The sequence below is a fragment of the Paenibacillus sp. FSL R5-0341 genome, assembly GCF_037975235.1.
Lineage (GTDB): Bacteria > Bacillota > Bacilli > Paenibacillales > Paenibacillaceae > Paenibacillus > Paenibacillus amylolyticus_A.
In genome coordinates this window covers 5,589,277-5,615,703 of the sequence record NZ_CP150241.1, presented here as the reverse complement: position 1 = coordinate 5,615,703, position 26,427 = coordinate 5,589,277, and the positions used below count along the sequence as shown (strand labels likewise).

The 26,427-nt window shown below is 46.8% G+C and carries 25 protein-coding genes; 17 read left to right on the top strand and 8 right to left on the bottom strand.

The window, feature by feature from the left end:
- Together MKX75_RS25285 and MKX75_RS25280 are read left to right on the top strand one after the other, a co-directional pair.
- On the top strand, positions 1 to 999 hold the full coding sequence (locus tag MKX75_RS25285; protein WP_254847996.1) for a C39 family peptidase: 999 nt from the start codon (positions 1 to 3) through the stop codon (positions 997 to 999).
- 24 nt (positions 1,000 to 1,023) lie between these two features.
- Positions 1,024 to 2,046 carry a hypothetical protein gene (locus MKX75_RS25280; RefSeq protein ID WP_076334052.1) on the top strand — a complete coding sequence of 341 codons (1,023 nt, stop codon included), beginning with the start codon at positions 1,024 to 1,026 and terminating at the stop codon, positions 2,044 to 2,046.
- Between the two features lie 84 nt (positions 2,047 to 2,130).
- On the opposite strand, the gene MKX75_RS25275 is transcribed toward MKX75_RS25280, so the two are convergent.
- Entirely contained in the window at positions 2,131 to 3,711 is a 1,581-nt protein-coding gene (locus MKX75_RS25275; RefSeq protein WP_339167326.1) for an FAD-dependent monooxygenase, read from the bottom strand.
- Positions 3,712 to 3,933: 222 nt separating this feature from the next.
- Between MKX75_RS25275 and MKX75_RS25270 the strand changes: the two genes are divergently transcribed.
- Positions 3,934 to 4,644, top strand: coding sequence for a MarR family transcriptional regulator (locus MKX75_RS25270; protein ID WP_062836378.1), 711 nt, complete (start codon positions 3,934 to 3,936; stop codon positions 4,642 to 4,644).
- Positions 4,645 to 4,926: 282 nt separating this feature from the next.
- Positions 4,927 to 5,118 (top strand): aspartyl-phosphate phosphatase Spo0E family protein, encoded by a 192-nt coding sequence (locus MKX75_RS25265; protein WP_062836379.1) that lies wholly within the window; start codon positions 4,927 to 4,929, stop codon positions 5,116 to 5,118.
- A gap of 44 nt (positions 5,119 to 5,162) precedes the next feature.
- On the opposite strand, the gene MKX75_RS25260 is transcribed toward MKX75_RS25265, so the two are convergent.
- The 3 genes from MKX75_RS25260 to MKX75_RS25250 form a co-directional block, all read right to left on the bottom strand.
- A complete protein-coding gene (locus tag MKX75_RS25260) occupies positions 5,163 to 6,041 on the bottom strand; it encodes a carbohydrate ABC transporter permease (protein WP_017692164.1) in 879 nt (292 codons plus the stop codon).
- A gap of 34 nt (positions 6,042 to 6,075) precedes the next feature.
- Complete coding sequence (locus MKX75_RS25255; RefSeq protein WP_076334080.1) at positions 6,076 to 6,996, bottom strand: ABC transporter permease subunit; 921 nt, start codon at positions 6,994 to 6,996, stop codon at positions 6,076 to 6,078.
- Positions 6,997 to 7,302: 306 nt separating this feature from the next.
- Complete coding sequence (locus MKX75_RS25250; RefSeq protein ID WP_062836380.1) at positions 7,303 to 7,581, bottom strand: hypothetical protein; 279 nt, start codon at positions 7,579 to 7,581, stop codon at positions 7,303 to 7,305.
- 161 nt (positions 7,582 to 7,742) lie between these two features.
- Here MKX75_RS25250 and MKX75_RS25245 point away from each other — a divergent pair, with 161 nt between their 5' ends.
- The 3 genes from MKX75_RS25245 to MKX75_RS25235 all read left to right on the top strand — a co-directional run bounded on the left by MKX75_RS25245 (position 7,743) and on the right by MKX75_RS25235 (position 12,865).
- A complete protein-coding gene (locus MKX75_RS25245; RefSeq protein ID WP_076334050.1) occupies positions 7,743 to 9,503 on the top strand; it encodes a histidine kinase in 1,761 nt (586 codons plus the stop codon).
- Positions 9,478 to 11,070 (top strand): response regulator, encoded by a 1,593-nt coding sequence (locus MKX75_RS25240; protein WP_076334049.1) that lies wholly within the window; start codon positions 9,478 to 9,480, stop codon positions 11,068 to 11,070. The genes MKX75_RS25245 and MKX75_RS25240 overlap by 26 nt, the downstream gene beginning before the upstream one ends.
- Before the next feature lie 142 nt (positions 11,071 to 11,212).
- The gene (locus tag MKX75_RS25235) at positions 11,213 to 12,865 is read left to right on the top strand and encodes an extracellular solute-binding protein (RefSeq protein ID WP_339167324.1); all 1,653 of its coding nucleotides are present in this window, start codon (positions 11,213 to 11,215) and stop codon (positions 12,863 to 12,865) included.
- Positions 12,866 to 13,088: 223 nt separating this feature from the next.
- On the opposite strand, the gene MKX75_RS25230 is transcribed toward MKX75_RS25235, so the two are convergent.
- Entirely contained in the window at positions 13,089 to 13,331 is a 243-nt protein-coding gene (locus MKX75_RS25230) for a hypothetical protein (RefSeq protein WP_062836384.1), read from the bottom strand.
- Between the two features lie 331 nt (positions 13,332 to 13,662).
- Between MKX75_RS25230 and MKX75_RS25225 the strand changes: the two genes are divergently transcribed.
- From MKX75_RS25225 to MKX75_RS25200, 6 genes are all read left to right on the top strand, one after another.
- Positions 13,663 to 15,378 carry a DUF6138 family protein gene (locus tag MKX75_RS25225; protein ID WP_339167322.1) on the top strand — a complete coding sequence of 572 codons (1,716 nt, stop codon included), beginning with the start codon at positions 13,663 to 13,665 and terminating at the stop codon, positions 15,376 to 15,378.
- Between the two features lie 90 nt (positions 15,379 to 15,468).
- Entirely contained in the window at positions 15,469 to 16,521 is a 1,053-nt protein-coding gene (locus tag MKX75_RS25220) for a hypothetical protein (protein WP_339167320.1), read from the top strand.
- Between the two features lie 292 nt (positions 16,522 to 16,813).
- Positions 16,814 to 17,587, top strand: a complete 774-nt coding sequence (locus MKX75_RS25215) for a hypothetical protein (protein WP_339167319.1) — start codon at positions 16,814 to 16,816, stop codon at positions 17,585 to 17,587.
- Between the two features lie 46 nt (positions 17,588 to 17,633).
- Positions 17,634 to 18,596, top strand: a complete 963-nt coding sequence (locus tag MKX75_RS25210; protein ID WP_339167317.1) for a hypothetical protein — start codon at positions 17,634 to 17,636, stop codon at positions 18,594 to 18,596.
- A gap of 51 nt (positions 18,597 to 18,647) precedes the next feature.
- Complete coding sequence (locus MKX75_RS25205; RefSeq protein WP_339170597.1) at positions 18,648 to 19,346, top strand: hypothetical protein; 699 nt, start codon at positions 18,648 to 18,650, stop codon at positions 19,344 to 19,346.
- Positions 19,346 to 19,615 (top strand): DUF4176 domain-containing protein, encoded by a 270-nt coding sequence (locus tag MKX75_RS25200; RefSeq protein ID WP_062836497.1) that lies wholly within the window; start codon positions 19,346 to 19,348, stop codon positions 19,613 to 19,615. The genes MKX75_RS25205 and MKX75_RS25200 overlap by 1 nt, the downstream gene beginning before the upstream one ends.
- 59 nt (positions 19,616 to 19,674) lie before the next feature.
- Here the strand turns inward: MKX75_RS25200 and MKX75_RS25195 are convergent, their stop codons facing one another.
- The 3 genes from MKX75_RS25195 to MKX75_RS25185 all read right to left on the bottom strand — a co-directional run bounded on the left by MKX75_RS25195 (position 19,675) and on the right by MKX75_RS25185 (position 21,689).
- Entirely contained in the window at positions 19,675 to 19,950 is a 276-nt protein-coding gene (locus MKX75_RS25195; RefSeq protein ID WP_339167316.1) for a WXG100 family type VII secretion target, read from the bottom strand.
- A gap of 222 nt (positions 19,951 to 20,172) precedes the next feature.
- Complete coding sequence (locus MKX75_RS25190) at positions 20,173 to 21,282, bottom strand: hypothetical protein (RefSeq protein ID WP_339167315.1); 1,110 nt, start codon at positions 21,280 to 21,282, stop codon at positions 20,173 to 20,175.
- A 200-nt stretch (positions 21,283 to 21,482) separates the two neighbouring features.
- A complete protein-coding gene (locus tag MKX75_RS25185) occupies positions 21,483 to 21,689 on the bottom strand; it encodes a hypothetical protein (RefSeq protein WP_062836391.1) in 207 nt (68 codons plus the stop codon).
- Between the two features lie 328 nt (positions 21,690 to 22,017).
- Between MKX75_RS25185 and MKX75_RS25180 the strand changes: the two genes are divergently transcribed.
- From MKX75_RS25180 to MKX75_RS25165, 4 genes are all read left to right on the top strand, one after another.
- Positions 22,018 to 23,646, top strand: coding sequence for a copper amine oxidase N-terminal domain-containing protein (locus MKX75_RS25180; RefSeq protein WP_339167314.1), 1,629 nt, complete (start codon positions 22,018 to 22,020; stop codon positions 23,644 to 23,646).
- Positions 23,647 to 23,834: 188 nt separating this feature from the next.
- Positions 23,835 to 24,284, top strand: a complete 450-nt coding sequence (locus tag MKX75_RS25175) for a disulfide oxidoreductase (RefSeq protein ID WP_047841622.1) — start codon at positions 23,835 to 23,837, stop codon at positions 24,282 to 24,284.
- 19 nt (positions 24,285 to 24,303) lie between these two features.
- Positions 24,304 to 24,747: a FixH family protein gene (locus MKX75_RS25170; RefSeq protein WP_339167313.1), complete on the top strand. Its 444-nt coding sequence runs from the start codon at positions 24,304 to 24,306 to the stop codon at positions 24,745 to 24,747.
- A gap of 189 nt (positions 24,748 to 24,936) precedes the next feature.
- Positions 24,937 to 26,424, top strand: coding sequence for a prolyl oligopeptidase family serine peptidase (locus tag MKX75_RS25165; protein ID WP_339167312.1), 1,488 nt, complete (start codon positions 24,937 to 24,939; stop codon positions 26,422 to 26,424).
- Positions 26,425 to 26,427 lie beyond the last annotated feature (3 nt).

Below are 26,427 nucleotides of genomic sequence, written 5' to 3'. Positions count from 1 at the left end.
TTGGCTGAGAATATTTTAGATAACCTCATCATGAAGCGGGAGTCCAAATCGTATGTGGATAGTCTGCATGCGATACTCACCCATACGGGCCAGTTTCAAGGTTCCAAGGTTTTACTTGCCGGATATACGGGCATGGCTTTCAAGCTGGCGGTGCATCGCAGACTACTTCCCATGTCGGTTACAGCGTATGGACAGTGGGGGGAAGCACATCGTCCGGGAATTGATAACCTGGGGATATTCACGATCTGGGATGGGGGACGTACACGGCATTCCACGTTCAGTTATTACCAGCGGGATGCAGTGAATTGGGTGAGACGTAGTCTTAATGAAGGTATTGGTGTGATTTACTGGATTCCCGAGTTCGGTGTTATTCATGGGTATGATGATAGTGACCGTATCTTCTATGTGCAAGACGGATGGAGCAAGGAACCGCAGATTTTGTTATATGATAATTTCGGCTTAAACTTTACCGGATTTTGGTATTGTCAGGTGTTTGGTGATCAGCTCCGCATCCCTGAACAGCAGATGCTGCTGGAATCCCTGAGACTGGCGATTGAGGATTGGGATATCCCCTATCGTCTGCTGCCTGATCGGAATATTGCTTCAGGTAGACAGGCATATGATGTATGGGTGCAGGCCCTGCGGAGTGGGGATTTCGATAAATCAGGTGCGGGTTATATTTTGGAATCCTTCTGCCATTCCCGAACCGAAATACGAATGTATTTGCAGGATGTTCGAGGGGTATGGAACGAACTGGACCAGGCTTGTGCATGTTATGAACAGCTTGGGACGTTAATTGACCAAATGAAAGGATATATGGATCAGCAGGAGAAGAGACGTATTTTGCGACCAGACACCACAGAAGATTTAGCACAGGTACTAGTGAAGGCGAAAGCATTGGAAGAGCAGGCTATTGATTATTTTCGAGTGATATCCAGGAAGTATCCTGATCTTAAACGGTCCACGGTACCACGGTGGGGAGCACATTCCGCACGATAGGATGAGAAATGAAGGGCGTGAAGGATGATGGCGACAAAAGTAGTATTGCAGGACTGGATTCAATCCCCGCAAACTATGAATTCTGCTGATGCAAATAGATCATGGAACGGTGTGAGTGCGTATACAGATGCGATGTATCGCATTTTATTACATAAACAGTGGACGGATTTCCCGCGCTACATGATTGCAGGTATGACAGCAAGTACATTCCGATTAGTGGTGGATCGGCGTATGACGGCAGAGTCAGTCTCCGCATACAACTGGATGGCAGAGAACTTTGTCGCAGCTGACTTCATTGGCGTGACGGCGAGCCAGGCAGCGGGCTTTTCGTTCGAACCAACCTTTCCCCTGTATCAGAAGCAGGCTCTGCTGGACATTAAAGCTTCCATTGACCGGGGCGTAGGTGCGATTCTCTGGCACGATCAATTTGTCATTGTTACTGGATATGATGATGTGGAACGGATGCTATTCATCTGTGAAAGTAAAGGCAATGAAGTCATTCGTCTGCCTTATGATTCGTTTGGAAGGAACAGTACACCCTATTGGTACTATCAGGTGCTGGAAGCTTGTGCACCCATAGATCTATGGGAAGTCTGCAAGGAATCGTTAATCCAGGCCGTTTACAAATGGGAAACCCATGACTATATGCTGCCACCCCAAGATTATGCCTGTGGAGCGGATGCGTATGCCACTATTGCTGCTGTTCTACAGTCAGGAACATATGACGCAGAACAAGCGGCAATTGTATTTCGCTATTATGCCAAATCAAGATTGGATATTGCCACTTATGTTGCAGGACTTAGGCATCTGTCCATTCAGATGGATCAGGTTATAGACGAGTATGAGCTACTCGCAAACCTGTATACAACGATCGTTGAGGTAATAGATGACTCTATTTCTTGGGATTCGAGAGAACCGGAATGTGTGCAAAGCGTGATTGAGCTTATCCGGAAGGCAGGGGTTACGGAACAACGTGCCATTGATGCCATTAAACGTGCCTTTCCTGAGACGTTAGGAAATCGTTTTGATGACGTCGGTTTAAGATGAATGAAGCATGTAGTTCCTCTGATGTGGCCCCCGGCCCGAAGTGTGCATTTGGTGCTTAAAGCGCAGTTTGAATATTCTAATATTTTACACTGAACGTGGCGGGGTAACCATACTGACTACATTCTCAAATTCCGTCTGCCAGTCGCTCTTGATGATGTTGCCGATGTAACCATCGGGTCGAATAAGTATCAGCGTGTCGCTGTTAATGCCGTAGATGTCAGTCAGTTTTTGGGTGGTGTCGTTGATAACATTCTGTTCGGCTTCATTACCAGTACTGACGATGTATCTGTGCAATTCGGCACCACTAGCCGGCCAGATCAGGTCAGGGAGGATATGAGCGGCATTGGCTCCAAAAGCAAGCAATGTGAATTGTGGTCCACGGAGAATTTCAAAAAAACGTCTTACCCCGCCTGGGCCGATGCATGGAGCATCGGGTGCTCGATCTCCGACCTGAAGTGACTTGGTCGCTGATGAATTCTCAGAGCTAAGTGGACCACCATGATACGATAGTGTGAGCTGACGTTCTTCATCACCTCGTTTGAGACTGGCAAGGCGTTTATTATCGAGCTTGGCGTACAACTCGCTGGATTTTCCAAGTACTCGTGCGGCAATAGGTTGACGTTCAGCTTCATAGCTGTCAAGTAAGCGATCGGGTGCGCCAGCAATGACCTGACCTATCTTCCAGCCGAGGTTGTAAGCGTCCTGTACACCGGTATTGAGTCCTTGCGCACCGGCTGGGGTATGGACGTGGGCTGCATCGCCTGCAAGAATGACCCGGCCCGACCGATAATGCTCGGCAAGTCGCACGTTGGGACGAAATACAGAACTCCAGGTAATATCGTAGAGCCGTAAACCAGTGAGCTTGTGGAACTGAGCGGCAAGTACAGCCTCGTCGAGGTCTGGGTTCTCGTCTGCTCCCAACCTGATCATGACTTGGAATTGGTCGGAATGTGGCAGGGGACATGCTCCGACAAATTTACCTTTTGTGCGTGGCCACATATGCCAACGACTGCGCGACAACCCATCGATTGTACCGTCGATGATAAGCATCCGATCCGATTCGTTGGTCTCTCCCACAAAACGAATGCCAACACCTTTACGAACGGTGCTGGAACCACCGTCTGCCCCCACCAGATATCTGCTGCGAATCTTCTCCCCTGAAGAGAGCGTCACTGTCACCCCATTGGCATCCTGTTCAAAAGAATCCACCGCGTTGTTAAATTCAATATTCAGTCCCTGACGTTTGAGCAGTCGGTGCAGGATGGCATCCGTGCGGTGTTGAGCCAGCAGAAGAATATTCGGATAGGGCACATCTGGTGTAGGTTTATTCCGTTGTTGCATGCGCCACGGCACGGTGATGGGCCCGAGATGAATACCTGCGAGCGGGTAAGAATCTCCCTCCGCATGAGCCTCACTCAGCACGCCGAGGTCCTCCAAAAGCTCCTGGGTTCGCGGCTGTACTCCCTTTGCACGAGAACCTTTGAAGGCGTGGGGAGCCTTGTCGACCAGTCGGACACGAAGGCCGCGGCGCAAAAGATCTGCTGCTAATGTAGATCCGGTCGGACCGGCGCCTGCAACCAATACGTCGATATCGTAATCTTTCCTCGATGGACTCACACCCGGTTGTTGCTTCTCTTGCGATGGATTGAATCGTATATCTGTCATTTGTAATGTTCCTCTCTAAATTGGATCTGAAATAAAGTTCTGTTTCTAATAACTAACGGACTATGAAAATTACAACTTATTGTTTCTAAGAAACAATAAGTTTCCTTGCAACAATATTAGTTTAAATTCTATTCATTTGTCAATATTGTTTCCTGGAAACTTTATTTATGAACCTGTCCTTGATATACTGGGATGAAGTTCATTAGTGTTGGAGGAAAAAGGATGATCAAGCCATCAAACTATCACAATAAAGAGCACCTGATTGATGAAGTGCTGGAAGCTGTGAAAGACATACAGATTAAATTCCAAGCGGAAGATGACGAAGAGAAGGAGTGGCTGCTCCAAAACAGCCCTAATCCGGAGGTTCAAGAGTTAGTCGAAGACATGACGGTTACTATGCTGCATGTGCTGGATGCCATTGGAACACTTGAACCTGTAAATGGCATAACCATTTCGAAGCAATTCGGCTTTTCCAAAGGCACAGTTTCCAAAATCACCAAGAGGCTGGTCCAGAAAAATATCATTTTGCCTGAATACCTGCCGGATAATAAAAAAGAAGTATTGTTTCGCGTGTCAGAACGGGGTCAAGACATATATCGTTTACATCAAGCCATGCATCAACAAATTGATCTTGGCGCAAACCGTTTTTTGCAACGATATACCGAAGATGAATTGCAGTTCATAGTTCATGCTCTCCGTGATACGGCACAGGCGTCCTGGTTCCATACAGAAAAAGATGGTCCGTTATTGGTTTCTAGTGAAGTTATTCCATATCCCGATGAAGTCTCACATGATAATGAGAGTACGGAAGCAGTAACCGTTAACGAGGAAATGAATGAAATTATGGGGATGCTTCATACGCTGAATTCCCGTGATCTGAAGAAAGCCAAGGCCGTTCTTGAGGATGTTTTCTTTACGAAATATGAGGATTAGCGTAAGTAAGCTGTTGAGCCTGCTCATATTCATCTCGGCATACGAAGTTGTTCTGCAAAAAAATAAACGCTATAAAACCGGACAGGCCGCAGCCGGTCCGGTTTATTTGCATTCAACATATATGCACATCAGGTTATGTGATCCACGCTAAAAATAAATTTCACAAGAAAAAATAACCAAAATTTTAATTTTGGGGTAATCCAAATCCCCTCTTGTTCCGAATATTATATTAGATGGTCTTTTTTGGATGATGGATATTTAAGGACAACAGGGGGCGGGAGTATGGTACATAATCCGGAAACCATTCAGGAATGTATCGAACATGCACGGCAAAGACTCTACCAGATTGCAAATCAATATCCGGAACTGTGGCATCCGGAAGTTATTCGCCAATCCATGGTGCTGGATGAGTTAATTAATGAATATAACAACGCAACTCGTGGGAGAACGATCGCAAATCAAATGAAATCATAACCTTCTGAACAAAGAATTTCATGTCGAGATTCCGTGTGTTTGCCTTACTCTTTTACCGCCCCGAGCACAATCCCCTTTACGAAGAAACGCTGCAAGAACGGATATACGAGCAGGATCGGCAGAGCGCCAATAAAGATCTGAGCCGCGTTCACCGTACGTTGAGACATGTTCTGGAGCTGCGTTGCATCCACGTTCATGTTGGAGAAGTCCTGCTGTACGATAATGGTCTGCATTAACGTGGCAAGTGGATATTTGGAAGCATCATTCATATAGATCAGCCCGTCGAACCAGGAATTCCATTGACCTACCATGGTGAATAAGGAGATCGTGGCAATGGCGGGCATGGATACAGGCAGATAAATTTTGAACAGGGTCGTAATATGGTTGGCTCCATCAATGAATGCGGCTTCTTCCAGCTCTTTTGGCACGTTACGGAAAAAGTTCATCATCAGAATCAGGTTCCAGACAGCCACCGCGCCTGGCAAAATGAGAGCCCACATCGTATTAATCAGTCCAAGCTTCTGGATCAAAATATAGGATGGAATCAATCCCCCGCTGAATAGCATCGTGAAGATGAAAAACCACGCATATAACGAGCGCCCCTTGAAATGCAGACTCTCCTTGGATAACGGATAAGCCGTCAGGAAAACAAGTGTCATACTGAGCAGTGTTCCCAGAACCGTACGCTGGACTGAAATCCAGAGTGCACTCAGAAAGTTACTGTTACCAAATGTTTTGGTATAGGCGTCCACCGTAAAATCAATCGGCCACAGTGTTACCAGATTGGCGGATGCTGCCGCTTTACCACTGAAGGAAACGGCCAGAATATGGACCAGCGGCAGGATGCACAGGATCGAGACGGCCGCGATGAATATCAGGTTGAAACCATTGAATATACGGTACCCGGTTGTTTTGTGATACACCTTGATTCCTCCTTAATGCGTTATGCTAACTCTTTTAAAAAATACGGTAATTGGCGATTTTGTACGCCATCCGGTACGCAGAGATGACCAGGAACATCGCGACAAATGATTTGAATAGTCCAACGGCTGTCGCAAAGCTCATTTTGCCATTCAGAATTCCCATGCGGTAGACAAAGGTATCGATAATATCGCCTTTTTCATATACCAGCGGATTGTACAGGTTGAAGATCTGGTCGAAGCCTGCATTCAGGATATTGCCCAGCGATAACGTACCTACTACGATAATCATCGGCACGAGTGCAGGCAGGGTAATATGTAATGTCTGTCTAAGTCGTGTTGCCCCATCTACCTCCGAAGCCTCATATAATGCGGGGTTAATACCCGCAAGTGCTGCCAGAAATACAATCGTTCCGAATCCAAATTCCTTCCACACATCACTAACAACTACCGTTACACGGAACCAGTCGCCATCCCCCAAAAAGAAAATCGGTTCAACACCAGCCGCCGCCAACAGCTGGTTTACCAGCCCGCCTTCCGGTGATAACATGTCGAGCAATATACCACCCAGGACAACCCAGGACAGGAAATGGGGCAGATACACCAAGGTCTGTGAGAAACGTTTGAACGTGGAGTTCCGAACCTCATTCAGCAAAATGGCGAACACCACGGGGGCCACAAGTCCGGCCACAATTTTCATCGAAGCGATCAGTACCGTGTTCCAGATGACCTGAACGCTGTCGGGATATTCGAACATGAACCGGAAGTTGTCCCAGCCGACCCATTTGGAGCCAGTGAACCCCAGCCACGGTTTGAAGTCTTGAAAAGCAATAATAATGCCGCCCATGGGCACATAGGCGAACAGCAAAGTGAGCAGTACAGCAGGCAGCAGCATCAGATGCAGCGGCCACGTGCGTTTGAAATTCCAGCGGGTACGTTTGCGTGCATGGGGTGTCATTTTTCGCACCGGCTTATTGGTTGTTAACGGTTGTTCCATAGCCATCAGGGTCCCTCCTTTATCTCGTCCAACCCCGGGCAACATGAGGCGATCAAGCCTCTGCACGGAGTGGAGCAACTGAATTATAACAACGGAAAAGGGCGGACTATAGAACAACATTTCAATGCGGATGTTGAAATATTAACCTGTTGATGGAAACAGCAAAAAAGAGAATCCGACTGTAAAGTCAAACGCTCCTGTTATCAGGTTAGCTCCTGCCATATGTTTTCTGCTTCCGATATGCCCTTCATGCTGAACATGCCTCTATTATTTCACAATCGAGCCATCATACTGCGTATCAACGGTACGAACCGCTGACTGTACCTCGGTCACTAAACGTTCCCGTTCTTCATAGAGCGGGGCTTCCTCTCCCTCAAAATCAAACTGAATCGCCCGAACGCTACCTGGAGATAAGGTTAATTCCTGAAGCTGTAACTCAAACAGGAATGAAGCATCAAAAGCCATGCCATCTAGGTCCCTGTAACAGTACAAGCTGGAAATATCATCTTCTTCAATATGCAAAATGCCTTGTTCTGTCAGTTGCATCACAGAGCCCCCTCACGAAATGTTGATTCATTTCCAGTATAAGGGGATTTCAGGTCGCAGGAAAGACGGAGAACATAAAATCATATAGAAATGTAAGGGTTTTCAATATAAAATAGGACTTCGGTGTAGAACGACTTCAAATTCAGGGACAGGGTGAAACGATGAAATTCACAGTATTTGCGAAGACGGTCATTCTTTTAATCTGCCTGCTCGTACCCATTCTGCTGCTCTATACATACGCGAATCAGGCAAATGTGGACATGGTCGTTGAAGAGAAACAACAGTCGAGTCTGAACCAGTTCAATTATTTCAGTTCCCAGGTGGATAAAAATATCGAGCAGCTCTCACTGTATGGTCTTACATTGTTGCGGGATCCGAGTATCCTGCACTACCGTTACATGACGGATTTAACCAGCCAGTATGAGAAGAACAGCATCTATCTGGATATTCTCGACAAATTATCGTTGTACCAGTCCACCAGCCGCTGGAAGAACGATATTACCATTGTGCTGCCACAAGCCGAACTTGTGTTATCCACCATGTCCAGCCGGACGGTCTACGATGAGAAGATGTTGACGTTTCCGCAACCGGGCCAATGGCAGCTGGAGCAGGGGAGCTTCACCTACTTTTTCACAGATAACTATGAGTGGAATGAAAAACCGGTGAATACAGGCGTGCGAACGGTGATGGAGATTAATTTTGACCCGATGAACGTGGTTGCCATGTTGGATGATTTTAAAGAAACGCAGGGAGGAGATCCTTTCTTATTAGTACCGGGCAATGAGCCGTTACTGAACCGTACGGCGGACCCCGAACTGGTTGAAGCGATCATGCGTGATATCCCCTTTAACGGACCGGAGAGAGAAGGTAATCATCAGCTGGAGGTAGGCGGCAAGCAATATCTGGTCAGTTACGTGCACTCCAAACAGCTACAGGCAGTATACGTGAACCCGGTGGTATTGGATGATTTGCTAACCCCGATGGATAAGAGCCGAAATATGTTTATTACCTCCATTCTGTTACTGCTCGTGCTGAGTATCGGGGCTGCGCTGCTTTTGTATCGAAAAGTCCAGGTGCCAATCCACCGTTTGATGAGAGGGCTGCAACAGATTCGCAAAGGGCAGCTGTCCACACGGATTCCAGTCGATCACTCTCGTGATGAATTTGCGTACCTGACCCAGAGCTTTAACCATATGGCGGAGCAGATTCAGGAACTGATCGAGAAGGTATACGAGGAACGTATTCGCTCACGTGAAGCAACATTGAAGCATCTGCAATCACAGATCAATCCTCATTTCCTGTACAACTGCCTGTTTTATATCAAAAATATGACCCAGCTCGGCAACCGTGAAGCGGTTATTGCCATGTCGCTAAGCCTGGGTGACTACTATCGTTACATTACGCGGGGCGAGAATGACATGACGACAGTGGAAGAAGAGATCCGGCTGCTGGACCATTACTTGTCCATTCAACAGATGCGGACCAACCGGCTGACCTACGAGATCGCTGTACCGCAGCAACTGATGCAGCTTCACATTCCGCGACTGCTCATTCAGCCGATCGTAGAGAATGCGGTGATCCACGGTATTGAGCCGATGGAAGGCAGTGGGCATGTTGTCGTAACAGGTATGGCGGTACCCGAACATATTGAGGGACGAAAATATACAAGATACAGCCTGTTTGTAGACAATGACGGTGTCACGCTGACAGCGGAAGAGATTGCGGAATTGGAACGGGAGATCAATGAACCGATGGGCGAAGAGATTGGAACAGGCACATGGAATGTGCACCAGCGTCTCGTTACACGATATGGGCTGTCGTCCGGGCTTCATTTTGGAGCGATTCCCTATGGTGGACTTAGTGTAGAAATTCGATGGTTTGAGGAGGAACAAACGAATGATGAATCTGATGGTCGTGGATGATGAACATTCCGCAGTAGAGTCGATCGCCGTCTCCATACCGTGGAGAGAACACGGGATTGGTCAGGTATTCAAAGCCTATTCAGTCAAAGAGGCACTGGAACATATGGCAACACATCAGGTCCATATTATTATCACGGATATTCGCATGCCGGGTCTGTCCGGTCTGGATCTGGTCAGTCATATCCGGCAAAAGTGGGAACGTACCAAATGTATTATTTTATCGGGGCATGCTTCCTTCGATTATGCGAAGCAGGCGCTCAAACATGGGACAGTCAGTTATCTGCTCAAACCGGTCCGGGATGAGGAACTGATCGAATCCGTGCAGCAGGCCGCCGTGCAGATTCGCCTGGAGGGTGAGAAACAAATGCTGCACCAGCGGGCCATGTATTCGGTGAGGGAACATCTGCCCGAGAAGCGGGCGGAGCTGATGAAGGATGTGCTGTTAGGGCATAAATTTGCGGATGCAGAACTCACGGATAAGTTGGAGCAGCTGGAGATCGGGTTCCGTCCACAGGATAAAATGCAGCTGCTGCTCATCCGTTATGATGACCATCAAGCCACACATAAAGCGTTTCGGCTGATGAAGTACGCCATCTCGAATGTAGTGGAAGAGATCTACGGCAGTGCCTATCATCTCTGCCATACGGATGACGCCTATGATGACCTAGTCTTCATGGCCAGTCCCAAACAAACCCAAGCCGAACCTGAGATGTTAATGGGCCGACTCGGAGAGCGATTGATCCACAGTGTGAGGCAGTATCTGAACGCGACCATTTCCCTATCCGTTAGTCGCATGGGGCGTTTCCCAGATCAGGTGCCGCAGCTATACCATCAAGCCGTGAGTGCACTTCGCAAGCAGGCTGAGGCAGGCAAAGGATTACATCTGAATGCGGCAGCAGGCTCCAATGGGTCCACGTTGAAGTCACTCACGGCGCTGTATGAACCGCCGGGTCTGACGACGTTACTGGAAGCCGGGCGCATGGAGGATGCACACCGTAAGATTGATCAGATCTTTGCCGAACTGTCGAACAGTGTGTTCCCGGAGCATGTGTATGTGGCTTTTCATTATCTGGCGGCGGCATTCTCCTATATGGCTCATCGGGAAGGAAGGCAATTAGCCGAAGTGCTTGGGGAGCAGTATCAGCAGCTGCTCAAGGATGGTTATGGCATCTCGCTACGCAGTCTTGAAACGTGGACTCGGTCTGTGATGCAGCATTGGGCAGAGAGCACCAGCGAGGCGGGACAGGATGCGGGATCAACCCTCATTAGGCAGGTGCAGCAATGGATCGACCATCATCTGGGTGAGGATCTATCGTTGCAGGTCATTGCTGGAGAAGTGCATCTGCACCCGGTATATCTGTCGAAAATGTACAAACAATCCACCGGTGAAGGTATTAGTGATTATATTATCCGTTCCAGAATGGAACGTGCGGTTCATTTGCTCAAGCATACGGCGATGAAGATCTATGAAGTTGGTCAGGAAGTGGGGTACAACAACACGCCTTATTTCATTCAGGTGTTCCGCAAACATTATGGACTGACCCCGCAAGATTTTCGGAACGGTTAACAAATCAATATGAACATTGAAATTGTGATATATGTTTGCCTCCCCGGCTGCACTATCCTTTTCATGTAAGGTGCATAATGCCACATGCAGAGGTGCATTTGGCACAAAAGGGTATCCAAGTTACCTGAGGAGGGGTTAGTTCATGTATAGAAAAATGATGACGGCATTGCTCGCAATAACGATGGTTGCTGTAACGGCATGCAGTTCGGGGGCCAAGGAAGAACCGGTGAAGGAAGCAGCTGCACCACTTGCTCTGCAAGATGGGAAGTATGAACCGGCGGTACAGATGAGCTATTTGCGGGCCTGGAACGATGATACAAAGTTCAAGAATGGGGAAACGGCACAGAACAATGTGCATACCAAATGGGCCAAGGAACGACTGGGTATCGATCTGACCACACCGTGGGCCGTATCGGTGACCAATGATGCATTTTATACGAAATTGCGCTTGTCCCTGTCCGCTAACGAAGAACTGCCGGATATCGTCTCCATTCGGGGAGACTACAATCTGGTAAGGGAATTAATCGAATCCGGCAAGTTTGCCAATGCAGGCGAGTTATTTGACCAATATGCTTCGGACACATGGAAACAGGCATCTGAATCAGCATCCGACGAATGGTATCCATACATGTATGAGGGCGAGCGTTATGGCATTCCAATCTTCGATTATGCCTACAACGGCGATTCGGTCATGTTCATTCGAGAAGACTGGCTGAAGAAGCTGGGACTGGAAGAACCGAAAACTATGGATGAGCTGGTTACGGTCATGGATGCTTTTACGAATCAGGACCCGGATGGGAACGGCAAAAAAGATACGTATGGTCTGACCGTCGGCATGAAGAATGCACTTAATACCTGGATGACGGAATCTGGCTGGATCTTCGGCATGTACAACACGATGCCTGGACAGTGGAATGATGCCGGAGACGGCACATTGCAATATGGCTCCATCCAGCCAGGTGTGAAGGAAGGTCTTGCGACGATGAAAGAGTGGTTGTCCAAAGGCTACCTGCCCAAAGAAGCGGGTGTCTATGACGAGATCAAAGCAGCAGAATTGTTCACCGCAGGTAAAGCAGGCATTATCGTGGGGCCACACTGGATGCCAAACTGGCCGATTGATGATGTGAAGAAAAATGTAGACGGTGCCACGTACAAGGCCATTGCCTTACCTACAGGGCCAACAGGAGAGAGCCACCAACATGGTTCTGGTGCAAGCAATGGGGTGGTGCTGATTAACAAGAATATGGCGAACCCGGAGATTTTCTTCACGTATCAAAATTATCTGTTCGACAACTTTGCCAATCCGGAAGTAGGCAGCGAGTTCGAACATGGCTTCGCGCAAGGATATGATTATGATATCGTGGACGGCAAAGTTGTTGGTGAAGCTGAAGTGAAGGATGGTGTATCACCACTCAAATATACGATTACGTATGATGGTGCACGGATTCCGAATCTCATGATGGATACGCTGGCGGAACTTGCGAAGGGCAAGGAACCGGAGACTCCTTTTGAGAAAAATACGAAGATTGCCAACAAACCGGAAGTATTTGTCGCCGCTGAGGTGGTCGTTGCGAATAAAGATAATGCGATTAAGAACAAATTCACGGGAGCACCAACCGAGACGATGAAAATGAAGAAGGATGCCATCGACAAGCTGGAGAAGGATACGTTCAGCAAGATCATCTATGGTCAGGTGGGCATTGAGGAATTTGATGCGTTTGTGACGAAGTGGAAGTCCATGGGCGGCGATGATATTACAGCCGAAGTGAACGAGTGGTATAAGACAGTTAATTAATCAACAAAGCAGAGTAGAACTGATGAATTCATCGGATCTACTCTGCTTTTTTAGTAGGCATTTTCATGACAAAAAACAACAAGGATAAGAAAAATAGAGCCTTTGAAGTGGTTACCAATATTCGGCTTCCTTCACCCGAATCTTTTATACCGAACAAGATATCTATTAAGGACACTGAACCTGAAATGGCGAGTACCATCAGTACAAGTAAGCACATGATTATCTATGACTCGAAGCGGACAAAGGTAACGTTTTTTCCTAAAATCACATTATCCACCTTCCAGCCGGCATTTAACCAGGATAGTGCCTGTGTATGATTATTGGAATTATTCACCCACCATTGTTCGCGATTATACGCTGTAGGGGGTAACGTAAATCCGAGAATTTCCTCAAGCTCTGCATATGTAAGGGTGATTGAAACCTGATTCAAATAGTTTTCCAAAGGGAAGTATTTGCTGTAGCTCATTTAGTCGGACCTCCTGAAAAGGAATACAATGATTATACAACGTGGGGAAGATGATAGCGAGGGCATACCGAGAGCCTACATAGATGTGAAAGGCATCCGTAGATCTCTTTGACTAGGGCATGTCTTAAATACCACTTATGGGCATCTTTCACCACCTTTTCTCCCCCTGCTGCCTTATTGTTCCGGGTGTGCTGGAGAGAGTAAAATAATAGGTAGTATGCGAACATCAATACGTATTTATAACATAGACGCCCCGGATTGATCCGGGATTCATAGAGGTTCAAGTGTGGTTGATGAACATCATTAGATGTATGAGAAGGCAGGAGATTAGATGAGTACACTTTATGATCAGGCGATGGAAGAGATGATTACGACGATCCACGAATGGTTTGATGAACAGGAAAAGCGAGATGATCTGGAAAGTGTTGTGAAGCGAACCACGCTGCAAATGGGCATCTTCAATGATATTGTGCTGGATTACAGACCTGGACGGACCACCGTAGACAGTCTGGATCTGGGTTTGGATGATGGTTTGAAATCGAAGCAGGCAGGAGCCTTTACAGAGGAACAGGTACGTAATGAGATCGGGCCAAAGCTTGTAGAGGTTGTTCAAGACAGATTGGACAAGCTGGCTAATACACCATTGATTGACTATCGATTTACCTTCCGCGGGAAATTCCCAACAACCGAAGGTAAGATGCAATTGACGTTACTTGAATATATTAATGAAGAGAAAAGACAGCTACTCCTTGAGCGTATTCATAGCTATGTAGACAAGAATCTGGAGAACAGTACATATCCAACGAAACGGTTGGAGTCCTTCTTTTTGACGAGTCATCTGCTCGATCCAAAGCTGTTCCCGGAGTTGGATGTAGCATGGACGATCAGGCAGTATGATCGGATTCAAGCGTTAAATCAGGGGCGTCCGGATGCACTTGCGGAACATCGTGGTGAGATTACTCGTGCGGTGACGGCATGGGCGGAGAATCAGTTTTTGCCACAGTATTATGATGTGCGGTCCTCGGCTTATCGTACCAACGAATATTCGCTTAAAACCGGAGCAACGCTTCAATCGAACATCGATACACAGGCAGGCCAACATTCGGACGAGCAGGGGAGGGCGCAAACATTCGGGACTCAACCAATAGATCTGCTGTTATACTCGGCGGTGATGATTCTACGATTTGAGCCGAGCTATAGCAAACCCAAAGGTGTGACTTTCCTGGAACTGGCGAAGCAACTCGGTAGCCGTCGTGCGGAACGCATGATGACAGAAGGTAGCGGGACGTATGCGAAGGACGATATTCATGTGAAGACGGAAGAAGTGGAATGCAAAGCAAATGATGTATTCGCTCTGATGACCATTCACATTCGGAAGGAAGAGGCGAGTGCTTATCAGCAGGCACTTACCTTTATCATTCATTTATTGAAGCAGGGCTTTCCGAAAGGTTATAAGATCAAGCTCAAATCTGCCGTAAAGCAGTATTTGCCGATTAAAGGGCTCGCGAAGTCGGATACCCACCGATTCTTTGCTAATGCACTGGAGTACCCGGAGTTGCATCCACTCCTGGAAGAGTATGCGCGTGAGGCTATCCAAGAGTTTGAGTTTTATGAGGATACCGAGGGTGAGAAGAGTTGTATGCCAGGCAGTTATGCAACCTTTGGGCTGGGGCTTGTGGATGAGCAGTATTTCCCGCTGGTTGAATATTACATGGGTGAAGTGGATGATGAGCATCAGTTAATTCAGGATAAGTTCATTGCGGCATTTGTAGAAAAACAGGGTGTAACGGCTCAATCCATACCTGCGTTAGTCGCCAGTTTGAGTCGTTCGACGGACAGCTTGAAGCTGAAGATTCAGCCCGTGCTGGAAAATGAGGTAATACTCGAACTGTTGGTTAGACAGATTCAAGAACTTGAGCATTATGAAGCGGAACGTGTGCTCTATCCGATCTTTGGCAAGGTGGAGAAGCTCACAACGCTCGCTCGCAAAGCGGAGGGAAGACGGAAGGAATTATTGCTGCAACTGTTGCAAGCCGCAGGGAAATGAGGATGTACACAAGACAAGTCAGATTGTGATGTATGAGCCAGCAAAGCATTTTAGAGAAGTGAAAGTGTATAAGGAAAGGTGGGAGAAGTTATGGAAGCATTGAGACGAGACATGTGGCAGGGGTTGAATGCTCAGGATAAAGAGGCTTGGATGCGTAAGCTTATTCGTCGTTTACCAGATGGTATGGTATATGAGGGTCTCGAGACATTTGAACGATTCGGTCAGCGAATGGAGACAGGTGTATTTACGGAGGATGGGCTGAGATTTGTGTTTGTGCCTGGGGATCAAGTAACGCTCGGCTGGGATCGTTGGCAACATGGAATGAACGAAGAGACCTCAGCCGACCTGCATGAAACGGTCAGTGAGTATGGTGTCGAAGACGTGGATTCGTTTCTGGCGAGTCAAATGTCACCTGTGAGAGAAGTGAATATTGCGCCGATGCTCGTGGAATGTGAACTGATCTCGCTTGGCTGGATTGAAGTATCCGAGGAGGAAGCACACGCGCAGGAAGATCCTGATTTCCCGTCAGCACTGGAGCAGTTTAAGCAGTCGGATATACGTGAATATGAATTGCATCAACAATTCCGTCTCATTCGCCAAGGTGAAGATGAAGTGCGAATCCTGTGGTTCAACGAAGGAATAGAACTGGAGGACGTCGTGAGGGAGGAAGCAGGGACGGGCTTTGGTTTGCTGACCGAAGACGAATGGGAGTATATCTATGGTGGCGGTTGTCGCACGTTATTTCCTTGGGGTGACAGCTTCAACTATACGATGAGATTGAAGCACTTTGGGAGTTTGGAAGGCGTGGATGAGATTGTGGATGGATCGGCAGAACCGGATGCTTCACTGGTTAAAGCAAAGGATGATCGTCCTTATGATCTGGAACTACCGAATTTCTTTGGGGTGCAATTTGCCGGGGACCCCTACAAGTATGAGCTTACGTTGGATTCGGCTGGCGAAGTGATGCCCAAAGGCGGAGACGGTGGTAGCCTGATATGTGGTGGTACAGGACCACTGGTCGGTTTCTTGCCTGCTGCTGCGGTCTATTATCGAGACGTTAATGCCAGTGAACTCGATTGGGAGGATTTGATGGATGCGATGTACTATCGCAGGGTTGTTCGTTTAACTGATATCCATGAATAGAAAACTGGTGAGAAAGCATTTGTTTTCCGATTGAGCGTGAATATGCAAAATAATAGCCCATGTTCAGCATCATTGCTGTGCCTTGGCTATTTTTTTGGGTAAATATAATCAGGCTTAACGTCTCACATCAGGAGTGGGGGCGCATTGAGCCCAGCCAAGGTTCCTTTTACAATAAAATAATAGAATCTTTCGCCACCTCTTTATATTGACCACTTGGGAAAGGGGAATGACTTTGCCTTCATATACATCGTTTCAGTGTTCCGGCGGGGAGGCCTTGTTTCTGTTTCAAATAATGAATATTCCGGAAGTGGATCAGCTTCTCACGGATTTGAATGATCCTGCATTACAGGGGGAGCAGGTCGAACGTACCTATGAGCAAATTCTCGCAGGTTTAGTTGAAGATGGTGTTATTGAATTGGATAACCAGCAGATGACCATCGATCCGGAAGTACATAACCTGCTTATGGGCTGTAAGCTCAGCAGTGCAATAACCCGACTCGATTTGCGTGCAGCAGATGGGCAATCATCGGTGACCTATGGATTTTTGTCAGGCATGCAGATGGTTGAGTGGGTCTGGAAACCTGTACAAGATCAGGCGGTACTGACTTCTTTTGATGAATTCGAAGAAATGTTTCAGGTCATGGGGAATCGAATTGAACTACCCGACCCAGTAGTATCCAATGTGAACCCTCAATCACAGGATACGATTCGTACACTCATACAGGGAGAAACGTTAAAACATCTGTCTTCGTTGGCAGTCGATTCAGCCTTGGAAAAGTTCGAATCTCTTTTGAAAGAGGACCAGCATCTGGATCAAGCGTTAATGCAGACATTGGCTAAAGGTTTTGCCACGCTTGAGAAGTGGGGGCAGTTCGAAGTGTACACCCGAGGACAGGAAGGACAGCCACAAACCCTTTATTTTATAGGCAGCCTCCACGGTAACTGGTTGTTCCTTGAGGGGGAAGAGAACGGTCTATTAACAGCTTTCAAGGTAACGGAAGAAGAGCTAGTGCAAAGCCTGTTTCTGCTAACGACGCGTTCATTATCCGTATTGTCTGGAGTTTAAGTCTGATATGAGCCATACATACATTTAAACCAAGGGGGGAATCCAGTTGACCAAAATTGTCATGAAGGCAGACTATCTGAATTCACTCGCACAGCAGATTGAACAGGTGACGGCACAGCTACAGCAGGTGGATAGTGTTCTGCAACAGGCTATTCAGGGAGCAGCCTGGCAGTCAGGGAATAGACAGACCATTATTGGTCTGTACCAGACACATCAACAGCGGTTTCAGACTGCTGGACAGAGTATGCAGCAGCTGGCTGCGTATGTAAAGACTACTCGTGAGAAGATGGAACAGGAGGATCAGTCGGGTGGGACATTTGGTATTACAGGTGTTAATTTGCTCGCACCATTTGATGGCCCCGGAAGCACAGTAGGTACGCTAACCGCTGCTGCGGCTGTCGCGAAACTGGGATATCGAGTGAAAAACGGTTATATGGTCAAGCAGGAGCTGAACCGAAACACGCCACGTATTTTGGTTCGCGAAAGCTATGATTCAGTGAAAGGTAATCCGTTGGTGAACGGCAGACCAAGGGACTACAAAATCCATTATGTCCGAGACATTGAAGCCAAAATAGCGAACGGAACAGCTACACCTCAGATTAAGGAAATCGCCTCGATGATGAAGCCAGGTTATGCAGTCAAATCGGCATTAACGGACAAGCTGGGTTGGGCGAGTGTAGGTATTGATGTATTCACGGATACGCAGGAGAACATCAGTCAGAATGCGTCCGGTGACAAGATTGCTGGTGATATTATTGGTAACGTTGTGGTCGGTGGGGCAACTACGGTGGGAGCGACTCTCTTGGCAGCGGCCATTCTGCCTGCGGCGGCGCCTGTACTGGCAGTAGGTGCGGTCGGCTTGGGTGTATCTGTGGGTTTGACGTATCTTGCAGAAGGGGTAACCATGAATATGGATTTGGATGGCGATGGGCAGGATGATTCCGTGAAGGATGTTGTAAAACATGGAGCGAAGAAAGCATGGTCTACGGTTTCCGGGTGGTTCAAATAGATGGGAAGTCATAAACGAACTACCAAGACATCCATTACTTCCGAATCTGCCGTGTATGAAGGAACATCCTATAATCGGGATGCATTCGAGAACTATCTTGCGGTATACGCCGTGGATGGAATTCGTTTCAGTGCAGGTACGCTCGTTCTTTTCTTCCTCAATGTATTCCTGCTCATCCCGGTGTTCAGTGTTCCGTTTCAGCCGTTGTATGCATATTTGCTGCTCCCGCCGCTGGCAGTCATGAATGTATGGGCCATTGCTCTGATTGTGGCTCCCCGCAGGTTGCAATTGAATTACGTTCTGTTTCGAGGTGTATTCGGGATCGTATGTTCATTGGGCTTTATGATGATTATTCAAAAGTTTGCCTACGGCATGTTGGGCCTCACAACGCCATGGTATGCGATCGGTTCGTTTGTCGTATACGGTTTTGCATTTTTTCAGTATGCGAAGTTTCACATCAACAGATTGAAGCAGTCACCTAACAGGCAAAAGTCCGATAAGGGCGCTCGCATGCCTGTTGCGACGCTGACTATGCTGACTGGCGGTGGTTATCTGCTGGCCAATATTTCTCTGGCCTTTGTTACAGAACAGACGGTTGCTGTTGTACTTATGAGTGTGTATATCATGCTGGCCTTTGTAGTGTTTCATTTTATGATGGATTTACATCGGTACTACTGGCTTCGCCGTGTACTGAACAGGCCTGTGGAAGCCGGCAATACATTACAGAATACAGAGAGGAAGATTACATGATGGACAAAGAAACATCTACCTTACTGCCCAATGGGTCTGTTATTCGCTTAAAAGAAGGCACCAAAAAGCTTGTCATCTATGGACGCAAGCAGATGTTGATGACAGAACCACCCCGTCAATTTGATTATATTGGCTGTCTATACCCTGAAGGCTACATTAATCCGGATTATACGTATGTATTCAATCATGAAGATATCGAAGAGATCATTTTCAGAGGATACGTGGATCAAGAGGAAGAGACATTTGCGGCGGAACTGGAGCGTAAGTAACCCGAGTTGTAAAGGTCGGTTCTATATATGAGGAGTAAATGAAAAAAAACGGATCAGTCCTAACGTGACTGATCCGTTTCGCGGAAACGCGTCGCTGTCTGCTGAAGACTGATGCTGGTTTCCTGTAAACCGCGCAAATAATGACCGATGTTTGTCATGCTGTCATTCATACGCCCGAGAAACTCCCGCTGACGTTCGCCTTCCCACTGCCCCTCAGACTGATCAATCATCGTTTTGAGTTGGGCAAGAATATCTTGTCCATTTTGCGATGCCTTGTTGAACTCACCTGCCAGTTGTTGCAGTTCTTCTGGGGACAGATCAATGCGTTGGTTCATGATGTCCACTCCGTTTCGCTCGGATATAAGATGCTGTACATTCCATTATAACCCCATCCTTTTCAAAATGAAGCTGGACGAAAGCCTTGTTTTCAGAATAGTTGAAATTCGTCTTACATAGGACAAAACACACATCATATCAGCCCCTAATCATAGAGGGGACCGAGATGATGTGTGTTTCTGTTTTATTTCCTGTTTTTTTTAATAATGAAGGTGTTTCGATTATTTCACTTTTTGTACGGATACCGCCATTTGCTCCAGTTGAGTGTGAGTCAATTGGTTATTTGACGAGCTGAGTGTTACATAACGATCATCCAGCTTGAACGTGAGCATATCCGTTTGATCGGGTGTATACCATTTGGCGGATACGCCATTAGGCAGTTTTACCGTTTTGCCATCATAGCTGAACGAATAATCTTTAGGGGATACCGTGACATTCATACGATTGAAAATAAAGTTTACACCATCACCGCCCGCACCTACGCTTTTGAATGAATCTCCAGCAACCATATGTTGTGGGGCATAGGCTGTTGTGAACCCGTCAAACTTCGCAAATGCTTTGCGAATGTTATCCAATTGTTGCTTGCTATAGTTCACATCTGCGAATGCAGTAATCCCTTGATCGTTGTTGCCAGTTACCTTCTGAACAGAGACAGCGACTTGTTGCAGCTGAGCTTGGCTCAGCTTATGATCCGGCGAGCTAAGGGTAATGTAACGATCATCCAGTTGGAACGTGAGCATGCCCGTTTGATCGGGTGTGTACCATTTGGCGATCACGCCATTGGATAGTTTCACGTCTTTACTCGTATAGCCGTCCGAATAATCTCTTGGAGACACATCCACTTTCATATGGTTGAAAACAAAGCTGACGCCATCGCCACCCGCACCTACACTTTTGAACGTATCACCTGCGATCATCTGCTGAGGTGCATAAGCGGTCTCGAACCCATCGAATTGTGCAAAAGCCTTTTGAATGGCGTCTTTTTGTGCTGCACTATACGTTACATTCGTTAGAGTTGATGGATTGCTTGTCGCTTGGCCAATAATGACCTGTCCTTTTTTGCCATCATAGGATACAGGTACATGTAGCGCATCGGCAAGCGCACGTACAGGCAGATAAGTGGAGTTGTTATAGGTAATTGGTGCAAGCTTGTTGCCATTGCCATCCGTTGGTGAGTAAGCCGCGCCATCAACATTAAAGCTGATTCCATGGTTAAGGTATGCAGAGATTTTTTCCAGCTGCGTTCCGGCGAATACACCCGTTGCTCCTGTTAAAGTCATGCCCAGTACCATCATTGTTGCTACAGATTTCTTCATGTTTTTTTTCATCATATATCTCTCCTTCAAGTTGGGGTTTGGTTTGTTTAATGGGCTCGCTGTCCCTTATGGCTTTATATTAAACCCCGAACATATCCAGAATAATTCTGAATTATCTCCAACTTGTAAACATGTGCATGTAGACAGGAGAATGTAGAACGAAACTTGAAGTTGCTCAGCCTGTTGGAATGTATTCTTTGCCGAATCGAAACATTTTAGTTAAAAAGATAGAGGATTAGTCCGCCAAAACCAAGTACAATCGCACCGACGTATACATAGGAAAGTTTACTGAGGTTTTGCTTTGTGCGGCGATCATATTCGGGATTACTGGTCTGATTGGCTTTCGAATTTCCGATGATCATGGTAGCAACACCTCCAAATAAGGCGATACCCACAATTAAAACATAAGGCAACCAGGTCATGAATGGACCCCCTTCGCGAATAATATGATTCTCTTCATTGTACTTCAGGTTAACCTTTGATGTAAGCTTCAATTGAGAAATTAAGGGAAATGAAGTACCTATCTTACAGATGGTATATCGTCTCGGATAGGAAAGATCACTGCAACTTTATATTTTTTTAATCCTAAAAAACCTTGATACAACAGGCATTCGTAGCTTTCTTCACTGAAAGCTGCGATTTTTTTTGCCCACAGAGTGATCCAGAATGGAGAAGCCTGCGTTACACCCTATGAAGACGACGACAAGGAAAGAAATTATACACAAAACATAATCGAGGAGTGAACACGTAATGAAAATGAAAATGAAGAAGTTTATCGCACCTGTACTTAGCTTGACACTGTTGATGCCGGGGATCGCTGGAGCAGCTTCCGCACCACAGACACCGATGACCATGATGAAAGCATCCGTGAACACACCTGCAGCTGACCTGAGAGCGAACCTGGACCACCTGTTGTCCGAGCACTTTGCACTCGCAGTAACGGCAATGGCTAAAGCCTATGACGGAGCTAAAGATGCAGATGCAGCCTACAAAGCACTCGACCAGAATGCACTGGATATGCAACCGGCAATCGCTTCCCTATACGGTGACGCTGGTGCCAAAGAATTCGAACGTATCTTCCGCGCTCATAATAAATACACAGATGATCTGGTGAAAGCAACCAAAATGGGCAACCAGGCTGGGATCAAACAAGCACAGGCAAACATCAACGGTTTCGTGGATGAATTCTCCACATTCCTGAGCACAGCTACCGAAGGCAAGTTGCCAAAAGCAGCAGCCAAACAGGCTCTGCAAGTACATGAAGATCTCGTGCAAAAAGTATTCGATGAGTATGTAGCTGGAGATTATGCTGATGCATACAAGGCTTACCGTGAAGGTTTCAAAGAAATGTTCGACGTAAGTAAGGCGCTCTCCACGGCCATTACTACACAAATGCCTGAGAAATTCGAAAATACCAAAGCGGATACGAAAGCAGCTGATCTGAGATCTGCACTCAACCACTTGGCTTCCGAGCACTTTGCGCTTTCGGCTCTGCAAATGCAAGAGGAGTTCGATGGACGCACAGCAGCCTCCAACGCACTGGTTACAGCTGAAGCTGGAAACACAGCTGACTTTAAAGCAGCGATTGCTTCCGTTTACGGTAACGATGGTGCCAATGCTTTCGAGAAAATTTGGGTAACGAACCACGTTAACGCACAAAGCGACTATGTAAAAGCTGTTAAAAACAACGATGCTACGGCTCGTGCAGCAGTAGAGAAACGTATTGATGGGTTTACAACTGAATTCGCTACATTCCTGGATTCGGCAACAGCTGGCAATCTGCCAAAAGCAGCAGGACAACAAGCTCTGACAACGCATGAGAATCAAGTGCAAAACGTATTGAATCAATATGCAGCAGGTAATTATGATGCTTCTTACACAACGAATCGTGAAGGCTTCAAAGTGATGTTCGGTGTAGGTCAAGCCCTGGGTAACGCGATCGTGACTCAATTCAATGACAAATTCCAAGAGCCAACAACACCTGCACCAGCGCCAGAAATGACAACGGTATGGATGCAACTGAACAGCAAAATGCTGAAAATTAACGACAAAACAACCAACATGGACACAACACCAGTACTTTGGAAAAACACAACATACATTCCACTGCGCTTCCTGAGTGAAGGTATTGGTGCAACAGTGAAATGGGACAAAAAAGCACAACAAGTAACGGTAATGGCTGGCGATGATACCCTTGAATTCTGGGTGAACAACAACGTGATGGAAGTGAACGGTGTGAAGAAAAACGTGGGTTCAACTGTATTTGTAAACAAAGATGGACGTACGCAAGTACCCCTGCGTTTCATTGCTGAACTTCTGAACTGGAACGTGAAATGGGCACAAAAAGATGGTTCCATTACGCTGACTAAATCCATGTAATACAATGTTTTTCATATGAATCAAGCAAAAAAGCTGCCCCATACGGCAGCTTTTTTGTATTCACCCAAAAGTTCAAAAATTTGGTATAATCATCGAGTAATGACCTACATAACAGCTTGAATAGCCGATGGAGTCTAGAATGAGGTATGATAATTTGGTATAAGCAAAATGAAAAGGGGGACAGAGGAATGAGTACATCATCAAAATCGGAGCGTCCAGCGAGAAATGTGGATACCCGGTTATTTGTTGCCTGGGCCGTTTCCGTTATTGCAACAGGGGGCAGTCTCTATTTCAGTGAGATCAAGGGCTTTCTTCCATGTGATCTGTGCTGGTATCAGCGCATATTCATGTATCCACTAACGATTTTGCTGGGCATTGCCTACTTTAAGGATGACGTGGGCATCACGAAATACGTGCTCCCACTTAGTTTCGTCGGTGGCGGCATTTCGTTATATCATGTAACGATCCAGCGTATTTTTTCGGCTACAGGTAATGCCGTGGCGTGCGGCAAGGTTCCATGTTATACCGACTATTTGAACTGGTTTGGATTTATCACCATTCCGCTATTGGCACTGATTGCCTTTATTATCATCATCGTGATGCTATGGGGTATCGGCAAAACACCAAAATCTTCTTGATAAGAAAGGATAGATGGTGATGAGCGGACAAGCTCGTTGGTTCACGCCCTTCCTGGTGCTAATCCTTTTGGTCGCTGGCTGCTCCTATGAGGAACAGTCTGCTTCCGGGGAGATGCCCGAGATGATCCGGGTGAAACTCATGATGCCGGATAAGGCGAAAGTGAATGAAGAGGTTGCCTTACAGATCAAGCTGACACAGGGAGAACAGCCTGTAAATGATGCGGATCATGTACAGTTTCAGATATGGAATGAACAGGATGAACCCGAAGCACCTTCATTCGATCAAGGAATGATGAGTGCCGAAGAGCTTGAATCTCGGGGAGCGACGAAGGCTGTGTCTAAAGGCGAGGGTATATACGAAGTGAAGCATTCGTTTCAGGAACCTGGAGTGTACGTAATTCAGGCGCATGTGACCTCAGGAGCGATGCATACCATGCCTCGAACAAAGGTAACCGTAGAATAGTCATTTGTGGTCACCCGATGAATATACCGTACAAGTGCATAAGGGCTAGATGTAGGGTATATTCATCGGATGTTTCAATGTGTTTCAATTGGCTTGCTTCATCCATTTTCGTTCATATATTCAGCCTTGACCTTGAAGTATACTTCAAGGTTTATTCTTGATTCATCAAGGAATATGGGAGGCTGGATAATGAGAATTTTAGAATGGATTTTGGTATTGGTAACCGTAGCTGTTACAGTAATTATGCTGGTGTTTCCGAAGCGCCGGGCAATGATAATGGGGACACTCACAGCTCTGATTCCGGCAGTGCTTCTGCATGGCTTAATCAATTCATTTCGGGTGCAGATGATACTAACCTATATCGTTACACTTGTATTATTCATAACGTTAATCATTCAACTCATGAAATCATACCGCAGTGGCCGTTATGTTCACAGCGCGCAGAAATCCAACCGTCGTTCATGGATTAAGATGACGCTGGCATCGATTCTGGTTCTGGCCTTCAGTGCAGGTTCAATCATACTGACCTGGCTGTTACCTGCTTTTACAATGCCTGAACCAACCGGCTCATATGCCATTGGCACGTTCTCTGAGCACCTGGTGGATGAATCTCGTGAAGAGACCAAAACACCTGAGGAAGGAGACAAGCGTGAACTTATGATTAATGTGTGGTACCCAGTAGATCAGGAGGCCGCTCAAGGGCTGCCACTGGAGCATTACCCGAGTGAACTGGGAGAAGCGATTAGTTTGGTATTCGGCATTCCGTCTCAGGTGTTCAGTTATCTGGATACCATTCCAACACATGTGGTACAAGGAGCTGAGATGTCCGCCGTCCAGAGCAAGTATCCGGTTTTGCTATTCTCGCCGGGTATCCGTTCAGCCCGTTTTCAGAGTATGACAATGATTGAGGAGCTGGTAAGCCATGGTTACATTGTGGTGGGGATAGATCACCCGTATACGTCAGCACGAGTGACATTTCCCGATGGACGTGTAGTCTCCTATGAGGCCGACCCTGATTTTGCAACGTCAGAGGAATTGTATCAATATAATGTAGAAGGCATAGGTATCCGTGCAGCTGATGCAAGTTTTGTGCTTGATACGCTTACCCAATGGAATTCGCATGACCCGAATCAATTGCTCGAAGGCAAGCTTGATCTGGATCAAGTGGGCATCATGGGTCACTCATATGGTGGGGCAACGACAGCGGAAGCACTGGCGCAGGATGAAAGATTCCAGGCAGGACTTAGCCTGGAGGGAGGATTCTGGGGAAAAGTATCCACGACAGCCCTGAAACAGCCGTTTATGTATATCATGTCGGGTGGAACCGCCAAAAGTCTGGAACCGGATGCCACCGAAACGGAAAAAGTAGCCTATCCAGAGTTTAAGCCTGATCTGGATCGAGTGATGACAAGTAGTCTGAATGATACCTATTATCTGACGGTGGATAATTTCTTCCATCAAAGCTTTACGGATATTTCATTAATCTCACCGAAACTATTCGCCAGAGGCATGACGCCAGAACATAATGTGGATATAACAAGATCCTATGCGCTGGCATTCTTTGACCGTTATCTCAAAGGGGAAGAGCAGCCCTTGCTGCAAGGTTCTTCAGCGCAATTTCCCGAGGTCACCTATGATGCCACGTATACCAAGATCCGCAACAAACAAACGCAATAAGTC